A 19,190-nucleotide genomic window follows, 5' to 3' on the forward strand; every position below is an offset into this window, starting at 1 on the left:
AAAGCGCGTAACCCGCACTCCGCTCAGGTAAATGCAGAGCCTCCCTTGTGGAGGCTCTGTTGTTTTTGGGGGAGTAGGTTTGCGTTGTGGGGCAGGTACTGGCTCCCGGCGCTTTAGGTAAGGTGGTCGTCTGTAACCGGGCCTGAGCCGGCTCGATCTCTCCGCATTTGCTGAGAAGGCTCAGCGCGGGCGATTACGCACCTCATCCCTGAGGTGCGCCCGTAGCCGGGCCAACGCGTTGCGTTGTTCAAAAACGCTCCCGGCGTTTTTGTCCGCAGCCCTGCTGTTTCAGGCTGATGCCAGCGCAAACACCGGTTTACCGCGCGAGAAGGTCGCGACGACTGGCGAAATCCGTGCCACGGCTTCGGCGGAACAGCTCGCCGCTACCAGCATCATGCTCGCTTCATCGCCCGGTACTGGCCACTGGCGGTCACCCTGGGCTGTCAGCGGCAGCCGATCGTCTGTGGCGATCGCCAGCGCCCGCGACAGCGAGAACTCATCCGATCCCCGATAGAGCTGCGCATAGAGATTCGCTTTTTCCAGCATGCTCCCGGTGCCAAACGGTGACCAGTGATCGATAACGCTGTCGGTGCCGGTCATCACCTTCACGCCCGCTGCCTGTAATTGCGGAATTGGCATGGTCAGCTTGCCGATCGGCAGCGTAGAGGCGACGCTGAATTGCTGCTCCGCCAGCCCTTCGATCATCTTATCCAGCGTACTGCCGGTCAGGGTCGCCAGCGCAAAACCGTGGCTCAGCGTCACTTTGCCCTTCAGCGCCGGATTCTTTGCCACGGTGTCAATCATGTACTGAATCGCCGCCACGCCAGCGGGTGAGGTTTCATGCAGATGTATATCCACGCCGCGCTGATAGTCGAGCGCAATCTGGAACATCGCATCCAGTGACTTCTCCATGGCACCATCGACATTGGTGGGGTCCAGGCCGCCGACATACTCAACGCCGTGCTGCATCGCCTCGCGCATCAGCCCATCGACCTGCGAGTGCAGCAGGCCATGTTGGGGAAAGGCTACAATCTCGCAGGGAAAGGCGGGGTGACGGGCTAATGCCGCCTGCAGATGCTCCAGACTTTGCAGGCCGCTGACCGGATCGATATTGCAATGGCTGCGGGCGCGGGTGGTGCCTTTGGCGTGCAGCAGAGCGATCAACCCTTCGGCGCGCGCCTGAGAGTGCGGCAGCAGTTGCGGAATCAGCACCTGTTCACGCGCAATCATGTCCATGATAGTTTTGCCCTGACGGGGACGCGGAGCCTGCCACGGGCCGCCGTAGAAGGTTTTATCAAGGTGGATATGCATATCCTGGGTGGCGGGCAGCAGCAGGGCATCCTGTGCATCCCACGACGGCAGGGTGCTGTCACCCTGACCCGCGGGTGTCAGCTGGTCAATTTTACCGTCGCGCACGCTGATGTCGTAACGCCCGGTCCGGGTCGCAACGATCTCATCATCCTCACGGATAAAGCCCTCCTCCAGCCGCACATTGCGCAGCAGATAGTGATCCTGCCGGGGCAGGGCGGTGGGCTGGTCGGGATTAGTGGAGGACAAAGGTGATGGCGTGGCGGCACTGGCCTGGCCGAGACCGGCGGCCAGCAAGCCGCCTGCGGCGGTCCAGCGGACGCTCTGCCCAAGGAAATCACGACGGCTCGGCGAAGAGGAAATAGGCATCAGAGGCTCCTGCAAAGTGAACAAGGTTTTAATCTGACAAACGACGCTCCACCCTGCTGCGTTATTTTCCACTGACGACTATTCGATATCTCACTGCCAGCGCAGCTGGCTGAAGGTTGCCAGGGATTCCGCCAGCTCGCGCTGCAGCGGATCCTGCGGATGACGACAGAACAGCGCCAGTTCGAAGGTATCAATCACCGGCAGACCCTGTTCCGGGCCCAGTACCCGATGTTGCGGCAGGCGGCAGCTGGCGGGCAGTAACGTCAGCCCCAGACCCTGCGCACTGGCGGCGGCCAGCGCGACCAGGCTGGCGCTGCTGTAACTAATGCGCCAGCTACGGCCCAGTGCGTCGAGCGTCTGACACACCTCATCGCGATAGAGCCCCTGCTGGGGAAACAGCACCAGCGGTACCGGCGTCTGCTCAAAGCAGGGCCACTCTGCGCTATCGAACCACAGCAGGGGTTCAGGACGCGACGCCAGCGGACGCTCGCCAGCGGGCTGTTTAATCAGCATGATGTCGAGCTCTTCACGCTGCCAGGCGCGCCGCAGCTCCACCTGCATGCCGCTCATCACGTCCAGCCGAAGTTGCGGATGGTCGCGACTGAAGTGCGCCAGCAGACCGGCCGTGGGCGCGGCGAAATCTTCCGGCACGCCAAGACGCAGCACGCCGTCGCGCCACTGGTCACTCAGCACATCGTGCGCTTCCCCATTCAGGGCGATAATCCGCCGGGCGTAGCCTAAAAGCTTCTCGCCCTCTTCGGTGATCTGCACCTGATGCGAGGAGCGGTTCAGCAGCTCTTTGCCGACCATTTCCTCCAGCCGTCGCACCTGCTGGCTGACGGTGGACTGCGACAGGTGCACCCGGTCGGCGGCGCGGGTAAAGCTGGCGGTTTCGCACACCGCGACAAAGCTGAGCAGCTGTTGCGGAGTAAACATCGGCTGACGATTCATATTTCCACTACCTGGCAGAGTAATATTTCATTTCCAGATAGTAACGACTGCTGCCAGGCTGGCAACTTTTAACTGTGTGGATCTCAGATGAAGAGAGAGAACAACCTGCTGCTGGCGGCGCTGGTGCTGGCCGGGCTCAATATGCGACCGCTGATGACCTCGGTCAGTCCGTTACTCGGCGAGCTGCGGCAGAGCATCGGTCTGTCGCCGCTGGCGGCATCGCTGTTGCCTGCGGTGCCGATGATGATGATGGGTGCCATTGCGTTAGTCAGCGCCCCGCTGATGCAGCGCTTTGCGGTGCGTAAACTGCTGCTGGGGGGCCTGTTGCTGTTGCTGCTGGCGCTGGTGAGTCGGCTGTTTGTGGCTGACGGAGGCTGGCTGGTGCTGAGTACTGTGCCGGGAGGGGCGGGCATTGGCATTGTGCAGATGGCGATGCCGGGATTGATCCGTCAGCGCTTTGGCAGCCGCAGTGCCGGCGTGACCGGACTGTGGGCAGCGGCGCTGATGGGCGGCGGTGGGATTGGCGCGGCGATCTCGCCGTGGCTGAATGGGCAGCTTGGCTGGCAGGGCGCACTGAGCAGCTGGGCGCTGCCGGTGGTGCTGGCCCTCCTGCTCTGGCTGTTTATCACCACCCCACGTGCAACCCGGACAGAGGCCGCCGCTCTGCCTTCGCTGTGGCGGAAAACCCGCGCCTGGACGCTGGCGTTGAGCTTCGGTCTGGTGAACGGCGGATATGCCATCTGTGTCGCCTGGCTGCCCGATTTTTATCATCAACTCGGCTGGAGCGCACAGGCGGGCGGGTCACTGCTTGGCATGATGATCGGCTGTCAGGTCACGGGTGCGCTGCTGCTGCCCTTGCTGGCGCGGGGCCGCGATCGCCGTCCGCTGCTGCTGCTGACACTGGCGATGCAGTTCAGCGGCATGCTCGGTTTCCTGTTTGCGCCACAACTGGCACCGTGGCTCTGGGCGGGGGTTGCGGGCTTCGGGCTGGGCGGGGCATTTCCGCTGGCGCTGGTGCTGGCGCTGGATCATCTGGAGCAGCCGCAGGCTGGCGCGAGGCTGGTGGCTTTTATGCAGGGCGTCGGCTTTATTATCGCAGGCAGCATGCCGTTTATCGCCGGGCAGTTGCATGCGCTCACCGGTCACTTCACCAGCGTCTGGTTATTGCAGGCGGCGGTCACGCTGCTGTTAATCGTGCTTAATCTGCGTTTCCATCCGCGCAGCTATCAGCACGCCTTTCCTGAGGTGAATCGCTGATTTTGGTCCGACCAATCCCGGCAATATTTTTCTCTGGTTCACACTCCGGGAAAATTCGCGCATCTTCTGTTGCCACAGGTTAACAATGCGTTAACTATCTGTTGCCATAAGCCCCGACAGAGCGGTTTGGTCTGACCAATTCGGGGCAGATGGCACCAGCGCTGCGGCTGCGTGCCACGTCACCTTTTCCTCTGGAGATACTGGCATGCAGATCTGGCAACAAAACTACGATCCGCTGGGTAATATCTGGCTTTCAAGCCTGATCGCACTGATCCCGATTCTCTTTTTCTTCTTTGCGCTGATTAAGCTGAAAATGAAAGGCTACCTGGCGGCCACCACCACCGTGGTGCTGGCGCTGCTGGTGGCGCTGTTTCTCTATCAGATGCCGGTTGCACAGGCGCTGGCCGCCGTGGTGTATGGCTTTCTCTATGGGTTGTGGCCGATTGCCTGGATTATTGTCGCCGCGGTGTTCGTCTACAAGATCTCAGTCAAAACCGGCCAGTTCGACATTATTCGCGCCTCTATCCTGTCGATTACTCCCGATCAGCGTCTGCAGATGCTGATTGTCGGCTTCTCGTTCGGGGCGTTTCTGGAGGGGGCTGCGGGCTTTGGTGCGCCGGTGGCGATTACCGCCGCGCTGCTGGTGGGACTCGGCTTTAATCCGCTCTACGCCGCCGGGCTCTGCCTGATTGTGAACACCGCGCCGGTGGCCTTTGGCGCGATGGGCATCCCGATTATTGTGGCGGGGCAGGTGACCGGGCTGGACAGTTTTGCCATCGGCCAGATGGCCGGACGCCAGCTGCCGCTGCTGACCCTGATTGTGCTGTTCTGGATTATGGCGATCATGGATGGCTGGCGCGGAGTGAAAGAGACCTGGCCGGCGGTGGTCGTGGCAGGGGGATCGTTTGCCATTGCCCAGTTCCTCAGCTCCAACTTCCTGGGTCCGGAGCTGCCCGATATTATCTCGTCGCTCGCCTCGCTGATTTCGCTGACGCTGTTCCTGCGGGTCTGGAAGCCGGTTCGCATCTTCCGCTTTGCCGATGCAGAGGCGAAACAGGGCGATCCGTTGCTGCCACCGCAGAAGTATCGGCTGGGGCAGGTGATCCGCGCCTGGATGCCGTTCCTGTTTCTTACCGCCACCGTCACGCTCTGGAGTATCCCGCCGTTTAAAGCGCTGTTCGCCAAAGGCGGCGCGCTCTATGAGTGGGTGCTGGCTATGCCGGTGCCGATGCTGAATGAGCTGGTGGCGCGGATGCCGCCCGTGGTCGGCACTGCAACCCCTTATCCGGCCATCTTTAAGCTGGATCTGGTGTCCGCCACCGGCACCGCCATTTTAATTGCGGCGATCATGGCGATGATTTTCCTGCGCATGAAGCCAAAGGCAGCATTGCAGACTTTTGGTGAAACGCTGAAAGAGCTGGCGCTGCCGATCTACTCTATCGGGATGGTACTGGCCTTTGCCTTTATCTCGAATTACTCCGGGCTGTCTGCGACGCTGGCACTGGCGCTGGCGCACACCGGCCACGCTTTTACCTTCTTCTCACCGTTCCTGGGCTGGCTGGGCGTCTTCCTGACCGGATCAGACACCTCATCGAATGCGCTGTTTGCTGCTTTACAGGCCACGACCGCGCAGCAGATTGGCGTCTCCGATATTCTGCTGGTGGCGGCCAACACCACCGGTGGCGTGACCGGTAAGATGATCTCGCCGCAGTCGATCGCTATCGCCTGTGCGGCGGTCGGGCTGGTGGGTAAAGAGTCCGACCTGTTCCGGTTTACCGTTAAACACAGCCTGATTTTCACCTGTATGGTCGGTGTGATAACCACGCTTCAGGCCTACGTCTTCCCCTGGATGATCCCATGAGCAGCAATGCCGATCCGCTGGTGACGCGCCTGCGGGCCTATATCACCGAACATCAGCTCGAGCCGGGCATGCGCCTGCCCGCCGAGCGGCAGCTCTCTGCGGAGCTTGGCGTCTCGCGCTCCTCGCTGCGTGAAGCCATACAACAGTTGATCAGCAACGGCATGCTGATTAGCCGACGCGGCGGCGGCACCTGGATCCGTCAGCAGCTGGCGCCCTGGTCGGAACAGCGCATCGTCGAGCCGATTCGCCAGCTACTGCGCGACGATCCCGACTACCGCTACGACATTCTGGAAGCGCGCCATGCCATCGAGGCCAGCACCGCCTGGCACGCCGCACTGCGCGCCACCGACGCCGACAAAGAGAAGCTGCAGTACGCTTTCGACGCCACCCTGAAGCTGAAAGAGAGTGACGATCCCGATCTCGCCGCCCAGGCGGATGTGCGCTTCCATCTGGCGATTGCTGAGGCGTCGCACAACGTAGTGCTGTTGCAGACCATGCGTGGTTTTTTTGAGCTGCTGCAATCGTCGGTGATGCAGAGCCGTCAGCGCATGTATACCCAGCCCGCGATTTTCGCCCGCCTGACTGAACAGCATCAGGCGCTGCTCGATGCGATCCTCACTGGCGATGCCGACGCTGCGCGCCAGGCGGCGATGCAGCATCTGGGATTCGTGCACACCACCATGAAAAGCCTGCATGAAGATGAAGCGCGTCAGGCGCGCATCACCCGCTTACCGGATAACGACACACGCAACCCAAAGGAATCTGACTGATGATTATCTCCGCTGCCAGTGACTATCGCGCGGCCGCGCAACGTATCCTGCCGCCGTTCCTGTTTCACTATCTTGATGGCGGTGCCTATGCCGAGCACACCCTGCGTCGCAACGTAGAGGATCTCTCGGATGTGGCGCTGCGCCAGCGCATTCTGAAAAACATGTCGGAACTGAGTCTTGAAACCAAACTGTTCAATGAAACCCTGTCGATGCCGGTTGCGCTGGCACCGGTCGGCCTGTGCGGCATGTATGCCCGCCGGGGTGAAGTACAGGCGGCGCGCGCGGCAGACCTGAAAGGCATTCCGTTTACCCTGTCGACCGTCTCGGTCTGCCCGATCGAAGAGGTGGCCCCGCAGATTAAGCGTCCCATGTGGTTCCAGCTCTATGTGCTGCGCGACCGCGGCTTTATGCGCAATGCGCTGGAGCGCGCCAAAGCCGCCGGTTGCTCTACGCTGGTGTTTACCGTGGATATGCCCACGCCGGGCGCGCGCTATCGCGATGCGCACTCCGGTATGAGCGGCAATCACGCGGCGCTGCGTCGTTACTTGCAGGCGGTCACCCATCCACAGTGGGCGCTGGATGTGGGTCTGCAGGGGCGTCCTCACGATCTGGGGAATATCTCCACGTATCTGGGCAAGCCTACCGGGCTGGAAGATTACATCGGCTGGCTGGCGAATAATTTCGATCCCTCTATCTCGTGGCGCGATCTGGAGTGGATCCGCGAGTTCTGGGATGGACCGATGGTGATCAAGGGCATTCTCGATCCGGAAGATGCGCGTGATGCGGTGCGCTTTGGCGCCGATGGCATCGTGGTCTCTAATCACGGCGGACGCCAGCTGGATGGCGTGCTCTCCTCGGCGCGAGCGCTACCGGCCATTGCCGATGCGGTAAAAGGTGACATCGCCATTCTGGCGGACAGTGGCATTCGCAACGGGCTGGATGTGGTGCGGATGATTGCGCTGGGCGCAGACAGCGTGCTGCTGGGACGGGCATTTATCTATGCGCTGGCAACCCACGGTCAGCGCGGCGTAGAAAACCTGCTGACGCTGATTGAAAAAGAGATGCGCGTTGCCATGACCCTGACCGGCGCGAAGTCGATCGGTGAAATTACCCGCGATTCGCTGGTGCAGGCGGAAGCGTTACTGGCACCGCAGAGCACACCGCCACGTCCCCGCGCGGTGAGTTGAGCCTGCGAAAATGAATGTATTGTCTATACTTAGCTTCTTTACCAACAGGAGGAACGACATGACCATTCATAAGAAAGGTTCGGCGCATTGGGAAGGCGATATCAAAGGCAAAGGCACCGTCAGCACCGAGAGCGGCGTACTAAGCCAGCAGCCTTATGGCTTTAACACCCGTTTTGAAGGCGGCAAAGGCACCAACCCGGAAGAACTGATTGGTGCAGCGCATGCAGCCTGTTTCTCCATGGCGCTGTCGCTGATGCTGGGCAATGCGGGTCATCCGCCGGAAAGCATTGATACCACGGCCGACGTGTCGCTGGACAAAAAAGGCGACGGCTTTGCCATCACCAAAGTGGCACTGACCAGCACCATCTCTCTGCCAGGCATTGATGAGTCGACCTTCGATGAGATCATCAATAAAGCCAAAGCGGGCTGCCCGGTTTCTCAGGTACTGAACGCGGAAATTACGCTGGATTACACCCTGAACAACTGATGCCGGTAACGGGTCGCCTTTTGGCGGCCCGGGCGTTATGCTATGCCTCACCGGTCCTGTTGCTGACCGGAACAGATGCGCCTTCTGGCGCATCTTCGCTTTCTGACCAGAGGAAACTGAGGTGACGAGATACCGGGCAGCCAAAAAGTACTGGAAGATGGTGCTGGTTCTGTTGTGCATCTGTGGCGCGCTGCTGCTGATTCGCTGGGCTGCCATGATCTGGGCCTGAACAGATGAAGGGGATTGGCCGCCACACGCTGGGCATATTATTAATGGTGATTATTGTGCTGGAAGCGGTTCACTATCTGCTTACTGCCTCATGGCTGCCGTGGCGATAAACGCGCTCAGACAAAGGCATCCTCGCGCCTTTTAGACCGCACATCGCTGCGCGCAATGCGATAAGCCTTGCGCGGATCGCCTACCACAAACTCAAAGGTTGGCGTGTAGTAAAATGGCAGCCAGCCGCCATAGCTGCTCTCCCACTCCCAACGGACGGGGCAGGGCCACAGAATGCCATCATACAAAAGATAGTAAACCCAGCGTCCACCAGGACGACGGGGGCGTGATGTTTTCATGGGATTCACAACGATAATGGTTAACAACAGCTTATATTTTGTACGCTAAAGCGTCAGCTTGCAACGTTACAGCCCTGCTTTATTGAACCTGGCCCTGAATTAGCGATGTACTTCACCGCACAGCAGTACCACATTCGGTCTGACTTTATGAATGCGGTTCGCCATCGTTTCACAGTCGACCTTCGTCGGATAGATGCGCTCTGATACCGGCAGCGCCTCGCAGGCATCGTAGCCGCATGCGCTCACTAACAACACAAATCCTATCAACATAGATCCTCTCCTTTACACGGTCTGGTGGTCCGGACTGTGGTGCTTTTTATCCCTTTTTAACATCCAGTATAGACAAACGTGCCGGGGCGGCATTGTCAGTGTGAGCTATGGTCCGCCAGCCAGGGTGTGATGCGGCGGCCTGTAAGGTGTGTCAGAAGGGGCGGGCCTGGCGCTAGCCTGCGAAATACCAGGCGGGCAGCAGCGCAATCAGGTTATTCAGCGTGTGCAGGAAGATGGGCAGCGCCAGACTGTTACTCCGCAGCCGGGCGTAACAGAGCAGTAGCGAAAACAGCGTCAGGGCGATAAGGGTCTGCCAGTGCACATACTGCGTATGCATCACCGCAAACAGCAGTGAGGTCAGCAGCATACAGGCAAAGCGGCTCCGTGGCGCCCACAGCAGAAAGCCCTGCAACAGAAAACCGCGGAACAGCACCTCTTCAAACACCGGTGCGAGCAGCACGGCGGTGAGCAGCAGAATTAGCAGCGAATTGCGTCCCTGTTGGGCCTGCATCACCAGCCATCCTTCCGGCTGCATGAACTGCATCTGTGCGGCCATCAGAACAAATAGCGCGCCAGTAAACAGCAGAGTTTGCAGCGTGCAGAGTTCACCCAGCGGCAGGTCGGTGCGGCGCTGGCAGTAAAAGCGGTAAAGCGGATAGATAACAGCAAATTCAAACAGGCAGAGCACCGGCACCAGCAGGCCGTCATTACGCAGCACGCTGTAATTAGGGAACAGCGTGATCAGCATGGTAACCAGGTAATAGACCACAAAGCTGCCGACGTAGAACAGCGTCAGTGTCACTCTGTCGGAATTGGTATTCATAGGCGACTCTGCCAGCGAAGGTTAGCGCATAGTAGCAATGCACCAGATCGCTGTCGAGTCAGCCTGTAACACAATATTTAAGCGCAAAATGTTTACCGCAGACTAAACACCCGCGCGCGTGAGCCGATAACTGAGGAAACTAATCTGGTCAGCACTGCATGTTGTATTGCAGGCCCGTCATCTCAAACTCTGACTGTGTAGTGAGCACTCTTAATGACTTCTAACCCTCCGGCGCCACCCTCGCCTCCATTCAGTCATGCCGCTGAAGACCGCACTGTCCGCTTTACGCGGCGCAGCCTGCGCACGCTTTCGCTGCTGCTGTTTGGCGTGCTGGTGCTCTCGATGCTGATGGTGCTGACGATTGCGCAGCGGCAAAACAGCGTATCGGTTGAGCATGACCAGTTGCTGATGCAGCAGGCGTGGAAAAATCGTCAGGAGGCGATGGTCACGGATATCCGGGATTATGCGTTCTGGGGCGAAGCCTGGCGCAATCTCCATGTCAGGGTCAACAAAGTCTGGGCTTATGACGAAGAGAACTTTGGTCCGGGCCTCTACGAAGAGTATCACTATGAGGGCGTATTCGTGGTCGACGGCAACGGTCACACCACGTACAGCGTCATTAATGGGCAGCTGGTGGATACGCCGCTGGAAGCCTGGCTGGGAAAAGAGGCTCCAGCGCTGATTGCGGCGGCACGTCAGCGCAACGACGCGGCGATAACCCGTGATGCGCTGATTAATCATCTGCCCGCCATTGTGGTTGCCGCCCCCATCGGCAGCGGCAAACTGACGAATATGCCGCCGATGGCGGGGCCAGCGTCAGTCATGGTGTTTGTGAATCTTTTCACCCCTGCCAAATTACAGGCGCTGGGCGCCACGCTGGATGTGCGCGAACTGCGCCTGCCCGTCAGTGCAGGGGATGCCCTGCGTGAACCGCGGATGGTGCAACCATTACCCGGCGGCGATCTGATTGTGCTGCGCTGGACGCCAAAGATGCCTGGCATGGGCCTGGTCTGGTTTCTGTTGCCACTGCTGATGCTCATGGCGATCATCATTGGCATAATCACCCATCGCGTCAGCCGCCATGCGCTCTCTAATGCGATTCTCTCTGACCGGCGCTTTGCCCTGCTGGCGATCAGTCAGCAGGAGCTGGCCAACAGTGAAGCGCGGTTTCGCGATCTCGCTGAGGCAGCGTCAGACTGGATCTGGGAAACGGACGAAGAGGGTCGCCTCATCTACCTGTCAGCGCGCTTTCAAACCGTGACCGGCCACGATATTACACACTGGCTGGGCCGTCACATCGATCACCTGCTGACGCATCCCAGCCATTCGCTGGTCGCCTGGCTGCAGCGTCAGGAGGAGGAGGGGCAACGGATGCCACTGCGCTGTCAGTTTATGTCGGCGCACGGCAACCGCCGTATCGGCCAGCTGGTCGCGAAAACAATCTGGCATGAGGCGCGACGTATCGGGTTTCGCGGCACGGTGTCGGACATCACTCAGAGCATGGAAGCCGAGGCGCGCATTCATTTTTTGTCGCGTCATGACGTCTTAACCGGCCTGTCGAACCGCGTACAGCTGCAGGAGTTTCTGACGCTACACCTTGAGCTGCCTGATGGCGCTGCGCCGCTGACGCTGATTACCCTCGATCTCGATCAGTTCAGGCCGATTAATGAAACCTGGGGCCATGCGGCGGGCGATGAAGTGCTGAGCCAGATAGCGCAGCGTCTGAAGCGCTGTATCGGCCCGCAGGAGCTGGTGGCGCGGCTGAGTGGCGATGAGTTTGTGCTGGTATTGCGTGAAACGAACCGTGAGCGGGTCGATCAGCGTTGTGCTCAGCTGGTGCATGAGGTTCAGCAGCCCATCAGCACCGGCCAGCATGTCCACTATCTCACCGTCAGCATGGGGATTGCCTGTGTACCGCAGGATGCCAGCCATCCGGAAGCGCTGCTGCAAATGGCTGATATCGCGCTGAATGAAGCGCGCGAAGCGGGACGCAATCAGTGGGTCTGGTATGCCAATGAGATGGCCAGTCAGCGTGAGGATAAGCGTGAAATGGCGCGGCGGATTGAGAAAGCGCTGAAGAACAATGAATTTCGCCTGCACTACCAGCCCCGCTATCAACTGCTGACGGGTCAGCTGGCAGGTGCTGAGGCGCTGATTCGCTGGCAGATTGCGCCGGATGAGTGGATTACCCCCGATCACTTTATTCCGCTGGCGGAAGAGAGCGGTCTCATCGCCACCATCAGTGACTGGGTGTTGATGCGGGCGTGTGAGGATGCGCTGGGGTGGGGGGGCGATCGCTATGTTTCGGTTAATATTTCGCCCATGGAGTTCCGCACCAGCGATTTAGTGCAGCGGGTTGCAGATGTGCTGGCGAAAAGTGGCCTGCCGGCTACCCGGCTGGAGCTGGAGATCACGGAGAACGTGACCTTTGAACATCCGCAGCATGCGCTGGAGGTGATGCAGGGTTTACGGTCACTCGGGGTAAGGTTAACCGTTGATGATTTCGGCACCGGCTATGCGGCCCTGGGCTACCTGAAGACCTTCCCGTTTAATGGGCTGAAGATCGATCGCTCCTGGATGAAAGATTTCCCGGAGTCGCAGCAGGCACAATCGGTGGTCGCGGGGATTATTGCGCTGGCACGCGCCTTTGCCCTGACAATTACGGCTGAGGGGATTGAAACAGAAGCGCAACTGAACCAGCTAAAACAGCTCTCGTGCGAAGAGGGGCAAGGCTACTTCCTCGGTCGACCGATGCCGCTGGCTGCATTCAGTACGCTTCTGGAAAGAACCGCGCAGAACCAGGCTGAACCCATTTAACGGACTTTGACCGCCACGGCGGTCATCAGCATTGCGCAGACGACAAAAATAATCAGTTCCATCATGACCTCCACAGGGCTAAGACTATTCTTAATATTGTAGTGATCCGCTGTGCTTTTTTTAGGCAATGAGTGCGATTAATCTTAAAAGATAAGCTGTGCGGCGACCCGTTTAATGCTGCTGTAACAACTTTACTTTTTAGGGGTTCAGGTCAGCAGGTGCGCTTTGCTACTCTTGGGGCAGGGTTTTACACGTCCAACAGGAGAATAAACGTGAAATTTTATGGAAAAGGGCTGCTGGTAGTGGGACTGTTTGCATTAACCGCCTGTCAATCTGCCTCTAAGCCCGATACCGCCAGTGTGGCGCAGGATCCCGAAGCTGACCGCTGCGGTGCCTCTCAGTTTCAGAATTATGTCGGTAAACCGTTAACCGCGCTGCAGGGTCAGCACTTCGAACAGAAGGTACGCGCCATCCCCTATAATTCTGCCGTCACCATGGACTTCAACCTTAACCGGCTGAACTTCCTGGCTGACAAAAATGGCAATATCAGCTCAGTTTATTGTGGTTAACGGCAAAGATGTCATAGGTTTGTCATAACGGCAGGCGAGGATAGCAGCGCGTTTAAGAAACTTCCTCGTCACACAATAGATAGTGCTCGTCTTGTTTATTCCCGCCCCGGCGGGAATTTTTTTAGCGGCTTCGGGCCGTAACAGGAGCAGAGAAGATGAAACGCATAATCGGGGCACTTCTGCCCGCATTGTTACTCAGCTGCACACTGGCGCAGGCTTCCAGTGAAGAGGCCTGGCAAAAGAGCCGTCAGGTGATGGTGCAGGCCTGCATTAACGCCAGTCATCTGAGCAAAGTAAAGGTGCTGGGCGAGGCGATCGAGTATGACGACAATACGGGCTACAGCGCACTGTTGCTGGAGGGACGTTATCCCCAGCCGCAGATGAAAAATAAGCGTGGACGGGAGCTGTGCCTGTTTCAGCGCAGCAGCGGACGAGCCAGCATCAGCGAAGCGGATAAATTGCGCTGGGTGAAGTAGGTGGTGGGTTTACGCCTCCGGCTGCGTGTCGATCAACTGCGCCAGCAGGGTGCGATAACGCTGCAACTGCGTCTCGTCGCCTTCCACTTCCAGTTTATCGATCACCCGCGCAATAAGGGCTTTATTGGTGGCGGGTTCTCCCGCTTCCATTATTTCACGCAGAATCACCGCCAGCAGATCGGACTCAGGCGGTATCCGCCAGTCCGGGCTGTTAAAATAGTCGCTGATAGCACGGCTGGCGCTGTCAGGTTGTACTCTCATTACCCACCTCCGCTAAAACAAGACCCCCCTCCCTTACACCTGAGCATAAGGGCGTTTAACCATGAAATAAGCTGGTTCGCCTCAGCGTAGCCGGACGGTCTGCACCGTTTTTTGCGGAGGATGTCGCGCCGATTAAAAAGATTGCTATACCGCCGCGGCTGGCGGTTTTTTAAACATAGAAGCGGGGTGAAGAGTTGTCAGTAACAGAATGACATATTTTTCTATATTGACGGGGCGGGTCAGGGAAGATTGCGTCCGGCCAGACCATTGCCCGCGTGCTTCGCGCTAAAAACCCGGCGGGCTGGAAAATTTGCGCCGGTGATTGCGCTGAATCAAAGAGGAATCCGGTCTTTTGCCATTTGTGCCATGTTTTGTCGGTCACGCTGAGAATAGCCGCGTTAGACTGAGCATTCCCTCTCTTTAAAATATCTGCTCATGCCACGCACTATAGAACCCTGGAAGATAAACCTGATCTCGGTCTGGTTTGGCTGCTTTTTTACCGGCCTGGCCATCAGCCAGATCATCCCGTTTCTGCCGCTCTACCTTGAGCAGCTTGGCGTAACCGGTGGCGAATCACTGAGCCTCTGGTCGGGTCTTACCTTCAGTATCACCTTTGTGGTTTCGGCGGTCGTAGCCCCGCTGTGGGGCAGTCTTGCCGATCGCAAAGGCCGTAAGCTGATGCTGCTGCGCGCCGCTTTTGGCATGGGCGTGGTAATTCTGCTACAGGCTTTTGTCACCGAAGCCTGGCAGTTGCTGCTGCTGCGTGCCCTGATGGGGCTGACCTCCGGATATATTCCCAACGCCATGGCGCTGGTGGCCGCTCAGGTGCCGCGTGAACGCAGCGGCTGGGCGCTGAGCTGTGTCTCAACCGGTCAGATTGGCGGGGTGATTCTGGGGCCGATGCTGGGCGGGCTGCTGGCAGACTGGGTCGGTTTGCGTACGGTGTTTATTGTCACCGCAGCGCTGCTGATGGTCAGCTTTCTGGTGACGCTGTTCCTGATCAAGGAGACCGGTTACACCCCGGTGAGTAAAAAGGAGAAGCTCAGCGGACGCGAGGTTTTCCGCTCGCTGGATAATCCAAAACTGATGCTCTGCCTCTTTTTCACCACCATGGTGATCCAGATGTGCAACGGATCGGTGAACCCGATCCTGACGCTCTTTGTGCGGGAACTGGCACCCACCGCTGAGAATATCGCTTTTCTTAGCGGGGTCATTGCCGCGCTGCCTGGCGTCTCTGCACTGCTGGCCGCGCCTCGTCTGGGACGACTCGGCGATCGCATCGGTACGCAGCGTATCCTGCTGGCAACGATGGTCATCTCGCTGCTGCTGTTTATCGCCATGTCGTTTGTCACCAGCACGACACAGCTGGGGGTATTACGTTTTCTGCTGGGCTTTGCCGATGGCGCGATGATGCCCGCGGTGCAGACGCTGCTGGTGCGTCACTCGCGTGACAACATCACCGGCCGGATCTTCGGCTATAACCAGTCCTTTATGTATCTCGGCAATGTCGCGGGTCCGCTGCTGGGCGCCGCGGTGTCGGCGGTGGCCGGTTTCCGCTGGGTCTTTTTTGCCACCGCCGTGGTCGTGCTGATTAACGTGCTTTTTCTGAAGCGCTTTTACCGGCGTCCGAAGACAGCGCTGCCCGCGTCGGCTGACAAATCGTCAGTTCAGCCTGCCAGCGCTGCTGAGTCAGTAAAAACTCAGGACTGACGCTGGGGCTCCAGGAGTCATCGCCGCCGACACCCATGTGGCAGGCATCCAGATGCAGCCAGCAGCCCGCTTCCGGACGCAGATGGTGGCGGTGTGATGCCTCCCGCAACTGCTCCAGGCTGAAACGGCTCAGTGAGAAAGCGAAATCGCCGCTGACCTGCCAGCTGCCGCTGTCGAGCTGACGGGTGCCGCAGCGCAGACCGTTCTCACCCGGGAAAACATAAGGCGTTGAGAGCTGATCCAGCGGCAGCTCCCAGCGGGAAAACTGCGCGGCCAGCTGGCGATCGGGATAGTTTTCATGCGGACCCAGGCCGAGCCAGCTCACCTGTAGTGGTATCTGCGTCAGCTCACAGCGTAATCCGATGCGCGCGGGCGGGGGCAATCCGCGTGACTGCTCAACGGAAAGCTGCAACTGCAACTCACCCTGCGCATTGATCAGATAACGTTTACGGCTGATAAAGGCGATATGGCCATTGGCGAGCCAGCTGTGCAGCGTCTCAATCTGCACCGCCTGTGGCAACGTATTCGCCGTCATCGACACCAGCTGGCTGCTCATCTGGTCATAACCCGCTGCTTTCCAGCGCTCGACCCAGGCATTGGGATCAACCCGTTCCGCTTCGCTGGTACCGATGTCATTGTCGAGCGGCGCGCGAATAAAGCAGTCCTGAAGCGGTGAAAGCAGCGTGGGCTGTTCATCCACAAACCACTGCGTCAGTTCGCCGCTGTGGCGTGAAAAATGCCAGCGTTGCTGCTGATGGGTGATGACAATCTCACGGGTATCATCGTGCAGGCCCGGTGCGTCGCCACTTTCCGGTTTTGATGGCAGCGCCAGCGACGAGGGCAGCGCCCATTGATGCCAGGCGACACGCCAGCCAGCGGTGCTCCATTGGGTCGGTTGAATCTGATGAACCGCGACGTTCAGCCAGCATTCGCCCTGTAATGCTGGCGGTGACGGCAGCGTGATCCGCTGCTGGCCCTGTGGAACGATATCCAGCGGCACTTCTCCTTCCGTTACTACACGACCCGCCTGTTCGATGCGCCAGCGCAGCACTTCGTTGTCACTGTGGCGGAACAAATAGTCGCTGCTGACCGTAAAGCTCAGCGGATCGCCGGGATCGACGTCAAACTGCCAGAACTGCTGGGCGCACTGCGCCTCATAAAGCGCCGGATGCGGCGTGCGATCGGCAAATACCAGCCCGTTCATACAGAACTGACGATCGTTGGGTTTATCGCCAAAATCGCCGCCGTAGGCCTGCCAGGGTTCGCCCTGATCGTCATAGCGGGTCAGGCTCTGATCAACCCAGTCCCAGACGAAGCCGCCCTGCAGACGCGGAAACTGGCGGAAGGCCTGCCAGTACTTAGCAAAACCGCCAAAGCTGTTGCCCATGGCATGCGCGTACTCACACAGGATCAGCGGACGCGTCTCACCCGGCAGACCGATCCACTTTTTCAGCGACCATTTCGGCACCGCCGGGAAGGGCTGATCTTCATCAACCCTGGCATACATCGGGCAGATGATATCGGTAGCAGCGGTATCCGCACCGCCGCCTTCATACTGAACCGGACGGGTTGGATCGCTGCTTTTTACCCAGCGGTAGAGCGCATCGTGTGTGGCACCATGTCCTGACTCATTGCCCAGCGACCAGATAATAATGCTGCAGTGATTACGATCGCGCTGCACCATGCGCGTCACGCGTTCGCTATAGGCGGCAAACCAGCGGGGATCATCGGAGAGCCGGTTCATCGGCTGCATGCCGTGGGTTTCGATATTGGCCTCATCCACCACATAAAGCCCATACTGATCGCACAACCGGTACCAGAGCGGATGATTAGGATAGTGTGAACAGCGCACCGCATTAAAATTGTGCTGCTTCATCAGCTCGATGTCGCGGCGCATCGTCGCCTCATCCACCACCTGACCGCGCTCCGGATGATGTTCATGACGGTTGGTGCCGCGGATCAGCAGCGGCTTGCCGTTCAGACAGAGCAGTCCGTTGTCGATGGTGACCTGACGGAAGCCGACATCATAGGCTTCCACCTCGATCAGCTGCTGATTCTCATCCAGCAGCGCCAGCGTGGCGCGATAGAGGTGGGGTGTTTCGGCACTCCACAGCGCAGGCTGTTCCACCGGCAGGCTGAGCAGGGCGCGTTCGGGATAGTGACCCCGCTCGTCAATAATGGCACTGCCCAGCGGCTGCTGACATTGAGCAATCTGCTGGTCACCCTGCCACAGCGTCAGGCGCAGCTGATAGCGCGAGCTGACGTCAGCTGGCAGAGCAACACGGACCCGGGCACGCAATTCGGCACGGTAAAACTCCGGGCTGAGCCGGGTTTCCAGCTGAACATCTGCCAGATGCACCTGCGGTTTATGCATTAACGTGACATCACGGAAAATACCGCTCATTCGCCACATATCCTGATCTTCCAGATAACTGCCGTCGCTCCAGCGCAGCACCATTACTGCCAGCCGGTTTTTGCCCGGCCGCAGATAAGGCGTCAGGTCGAATTCAGCGGGCAGACGACTGTCCTGAGAGTAGCCAATCCAGTGTCCGTTGCACCACAGGTGAAAGGCCGAGTTTACGCCGTCAAAAATGATGCGTGTCTGCCCATTATCCAGCCAGGCTGCGTCAGTGCTGAATGTGAGCGAGTAACATCCGGTTGGATTCTCTGTGGGTACCAGCGGAGGATTGACCGGAATCGGATACTGCACGTTGGTATAAATGGGGGCATCGAAGCCGTGCATCTGCCAGTTGGCCGGAACCGGAAGGGTCGTAGTGTCCGGCAGATCCTGCAGTAACCAGCTGGCCGGGACCGCTTCAGGCTGCGTAAAATAACGGAAACCCCACTCTCCGTTGAGGCTCTGCAGTGACGCTGAGGGGCTGTCATCCCGCGCGGCTGCTTCATCTCGCCAACTGGCGAATGGCGGGTGCGCATCCAGCCGATGCAGCGAGGTCACGACCGGATTTTCCCAGTCGCGCCGGGAGAGGATGTCACTGAAAGCAGCCTGAGAGAGAGTCATGTTTATATCCTGTAAATGTAATGCGCTCACAATGCGCAAAATTACGCCGCCTGTAAAGTGTTCACCCTCCCGATTTGCACAAATAATTTGTGCTGTAATCCAGCCGGGATGTTGAGATTGTGCCGCCTTAATGGTGGTAAATCGTTAAGCCTGGTCAGCAAAGATGAATAGTCGCCGGATGCGGAAGAATCTCACTTGTCGCCATGCAGGTGGCTCCATACACTCAGCCCGATTTCATCACCCTGAGGTAGATATGGTACGAATCTTTAAGCTGGCTGCCGTTGTGGCATTGGTTACTGCATTAAGCGGATGTATTTTCCCGCCTCCAGGCGGCGGTGGCGGTGGCTGGGGCGGACACGGCGGCGGACCAGGCCGCGGATTTGTCGAGCCTCGCTAAGCAAAAGACCGATTTCGGGCGGGCGAAACGTTTAACCATAGCGTTGATTGCAGGGAAAACGTTTCGCTCGCAAGGTTAGCCGG

The 19,190-nt window shown here is 58.7% G+C and carries 17 protein-coding genes; 10 read left to right on the forward strand and 7 right to left on the reverse strand.

The genetic code is table 11. The features are described 5' to 3' along the window. Positions 1–288 precede the first annotated feature (288 nt). Together LC417_RS21775 and LC417_RS21780 are read right to left on the reverse strand one after the other, a co-directional pair. Positions 289–1,677: an amidohydrolase gene (locus LC417_RS21775; RefSeq protein WP_223566348.1), complete on the reverse strand. Its 1,389-nt coding sequence runs from the start codon at positions 1,675–1,677 to the stop codon at positions 289–291. A gap of 90 nt (positions 1,678–1,767) precedes the next feature. Then, positions 1,768–2,628 carry a LysR family transcriptional regulator gene (locus LC417_RS21780; protein WP_223566349.1) on the reverse strand — a complete coding sequence of 287 codons (861 nt, stop codon included), beginning with the start codon at positions 2,626–2,628 and terminating at the stop codon, positions 1,768–1,770. A gap of 87 nt (positions 2,629–2,715) precedes the next feature. Here LC417_RS21780 and LC417_RS21785 point away from each other — a divergent pair, with 87 nt between their 5' ends. The 6 genes from LC417_RS21785 to yniD all read left to right on the forward strand — a co-directional run bounded on the left by LC417_RS21785 (position 2,716) and on the right by yniD (position 8,419). After that, complete coding sequence (locus tag LC417_RS21785; protein ID WP_223566350.1) at positions 2,716–3,885, forward strand: cyanate transporter; 1,170 nt, start codon at positions 2,716–2,718, stop codon at positions 3,883–3,885. Between the two features lie 205 nt (positions 3,886–4,090). After that, a complete protein-coding gene (gene lldP, locus LC417_RS21790; RefSeq protein ID WP_010255230.1) occupies positions 4,091–5,746 on the forward strand; it encodes an L-lactate permease in 1,656 nt (551 codons plus the stop codon). Then, complete coding sequence (gene lldR, locus LC417_RS21795) at positions 5,743–6,516, forward strand: transcriptional regulator LldR (protein WP_010255231.1); 774 nt, start codon at positions 5,743–5,745, stop codon at positions 6,514–6,516. The genes lldP and lldR overlap by 4 nt, the downstream gene beginning before the upstream one ends. Then, a complete protein-coding gene (gene lldD / locus LC417_RS21800; protein WP_187496337.1) occupies positions 6,516–7,703 on the forward strand; it encodes an FMN-dependent L-lactate dehydrogenase LldD in 1,188 nt (395 codons plus the stop codon). The genes lldR and lldD overlap by 1 nt, the downstream gene beginning before the upstream one ends. A 58-nt stretch (positions 7,704–7,761) precedes the next feature. After that, complete coding sequence (locus tag LC417_RS21805) at positions 7,762–8,190, forward strand: OsmC family protein (protein ID WP_022625164.1); 429 nt, start codon at positions 7,762–7,764, stop codon at positions 8,188–8,190. A gap of 121 nt (positions 8,191–8,311) precedes the next feature. Continuing rightward, positions 8,312–8,419, forward strand: a complete 108-nt coding sequence (yniD, locus tag LC417_RS21810; RefSeq protein WP_022625163.1) for a small membrane protein YniD — start codon at positions 8,312–8,314, stop codon at positions 8,417–8,419. Positions 8,420–8,534: 115 nt separating this feature from the next. Here the strand turns inward: yniD and LC417_RS21815 are convergent, their stop codons facing one another. The 3 genes from LC417_RS21815 to LC417_RS21825 form a co-directional block, all read right to left on the reverse strand. After that, complete coding sequence (locus LC417_RS21815) at positions 8,535–8,765, reverse strand: hypothetical protein (protein ID WP_031292783.1); 231 nt, start codon at positions 8,763–8,765, stop codon at positions 8,535–8,537. A 99-nt stretch (positions 8,766–8,864) separates the two neighbouring features. Then, positions 8,865–9,035, reverse strand: a complete 171-nt coding sequence (locus tag LC417_RS21820; RefSeq protein WP_003850083.1) for a hypothetical protein — start codon at positions 9,033–9,035, stop codon at positions 8,865–8,867. A 172-nt stretch (positions 9,036–9,207) separates the two neighbouring features. Next, complete coding sequence (locus LC417_RS21825) at positions 9,208–9,858, reverse strand: CPBP family intramembrane glutamic endopeptidase (RefSeq protein ID WP_010255238.1); 651 nt, start codon at positions 9,856–9,858, stop codon at positions 9,208–9,210. A 213-nt stretch (positions 9,859–10,071) separates the two neighbouring features. On the opposite strand from LC417_RS21825, the gene LC417_RS21830 reads away from it, so the two are divergent. The 3 genes from LC417_RS21830 (at position 10,072) to LC417_RS21840 (ending at position 13,720) form a co-directional block, all read left to right on the forward strand. Beyond that, positions 10,072–12,675, forward strand: coding sequence for an EAL domain-containing protein (locus LC417_RS21830; RefSeq protein ID WP_163762682.1), 2,604 nt, complete (start codon positions 10,072–10,074; stop codon positions 12,673–12,675). A gap of 272 nt (positions 12,676–12,947) precedes the next feature. Beyond that, the gene (locus LC417_RS21835) at positions 12,948–13,244 is read left to right on the forward strand and encodes an I78 family peptidase inhibitor (RefSeq protein WP_010255242.1); all 297 of its coding nucleotides are present in this window, start codon (positions 12,948–12,950) and stop codon (positions 13,242–13,244) included. A gap of 155 nt (positions 13,245–13,399) precedes the next feature. After that, complete coding sequence (locus tag LC417_RS21840) at positions 13,400–13,720, forward strand: hypothetical protein (protein ID WP_033756735.1); 321 nt, start codon at positions 13,400–13,402, stop codon at positions 13,718–13,720. A 9-nt stretch (positions 13,721–13,729) separates the two neighbouring features. On the opposite strand, the gene LC417_RS21845 is transcribed toward LC417_RS21840, so the two are convergent. Further along, positions 13,730–13,981 (reverse strand): biofilm development regulator YmgB/AriR family protein, encoded by a 252-nt coding sequence (locus tag LC417_RS21845; RefSeq protein ID WP_010255246.1) that lies wholly within the window; start codon positions 13,979–13,981, stop codon positions 13,730–13,732. Positions 13,982–14,416: 435 nt separating this feature from the next. On the opposite strand from LC417_RS21845, the gene LC417_RS21850 reads away from it, so the two are divergent. Continuing rightward, a complete protein-coding gene (locus LC417_RS21850) occupies positions 14,417–15,691 on the forward strand; it encodes a multidrug efflux MFS transporter (protein ID WP_255602099.1) in 1,275 nt (424 codons plus the stop codon). Here the strand turns inward: LC417_RS21850 and LC417_RS21855 are convergent. After that, complete coding sequence (locus LC417_RS21855; protein ID WP_223566351.1) at positions 15,573–18,710, reverse strand: beta-galactosidase; 3,138 nt, start codon at positions 18,708–18,710, stop codon at positions 15,573–15,575. The genes LC417_RS21850 and LC417_RS21855 overlap by 119 nt on opposite strands. Between the last annotated feature and the right edge of the window lie 480 nt (positions 18,711–19,190).

Origin of the sequence: Pantoea sp. OVA07A (genome assembly GCF_019969975.1) — a bacterium.
GTDB lineage: Bacteria > Pseudomonadota > Gammaproteobacteria > Enterobacterales > Enterobacteriaceae > Pantoea > Pantoea agglomerans.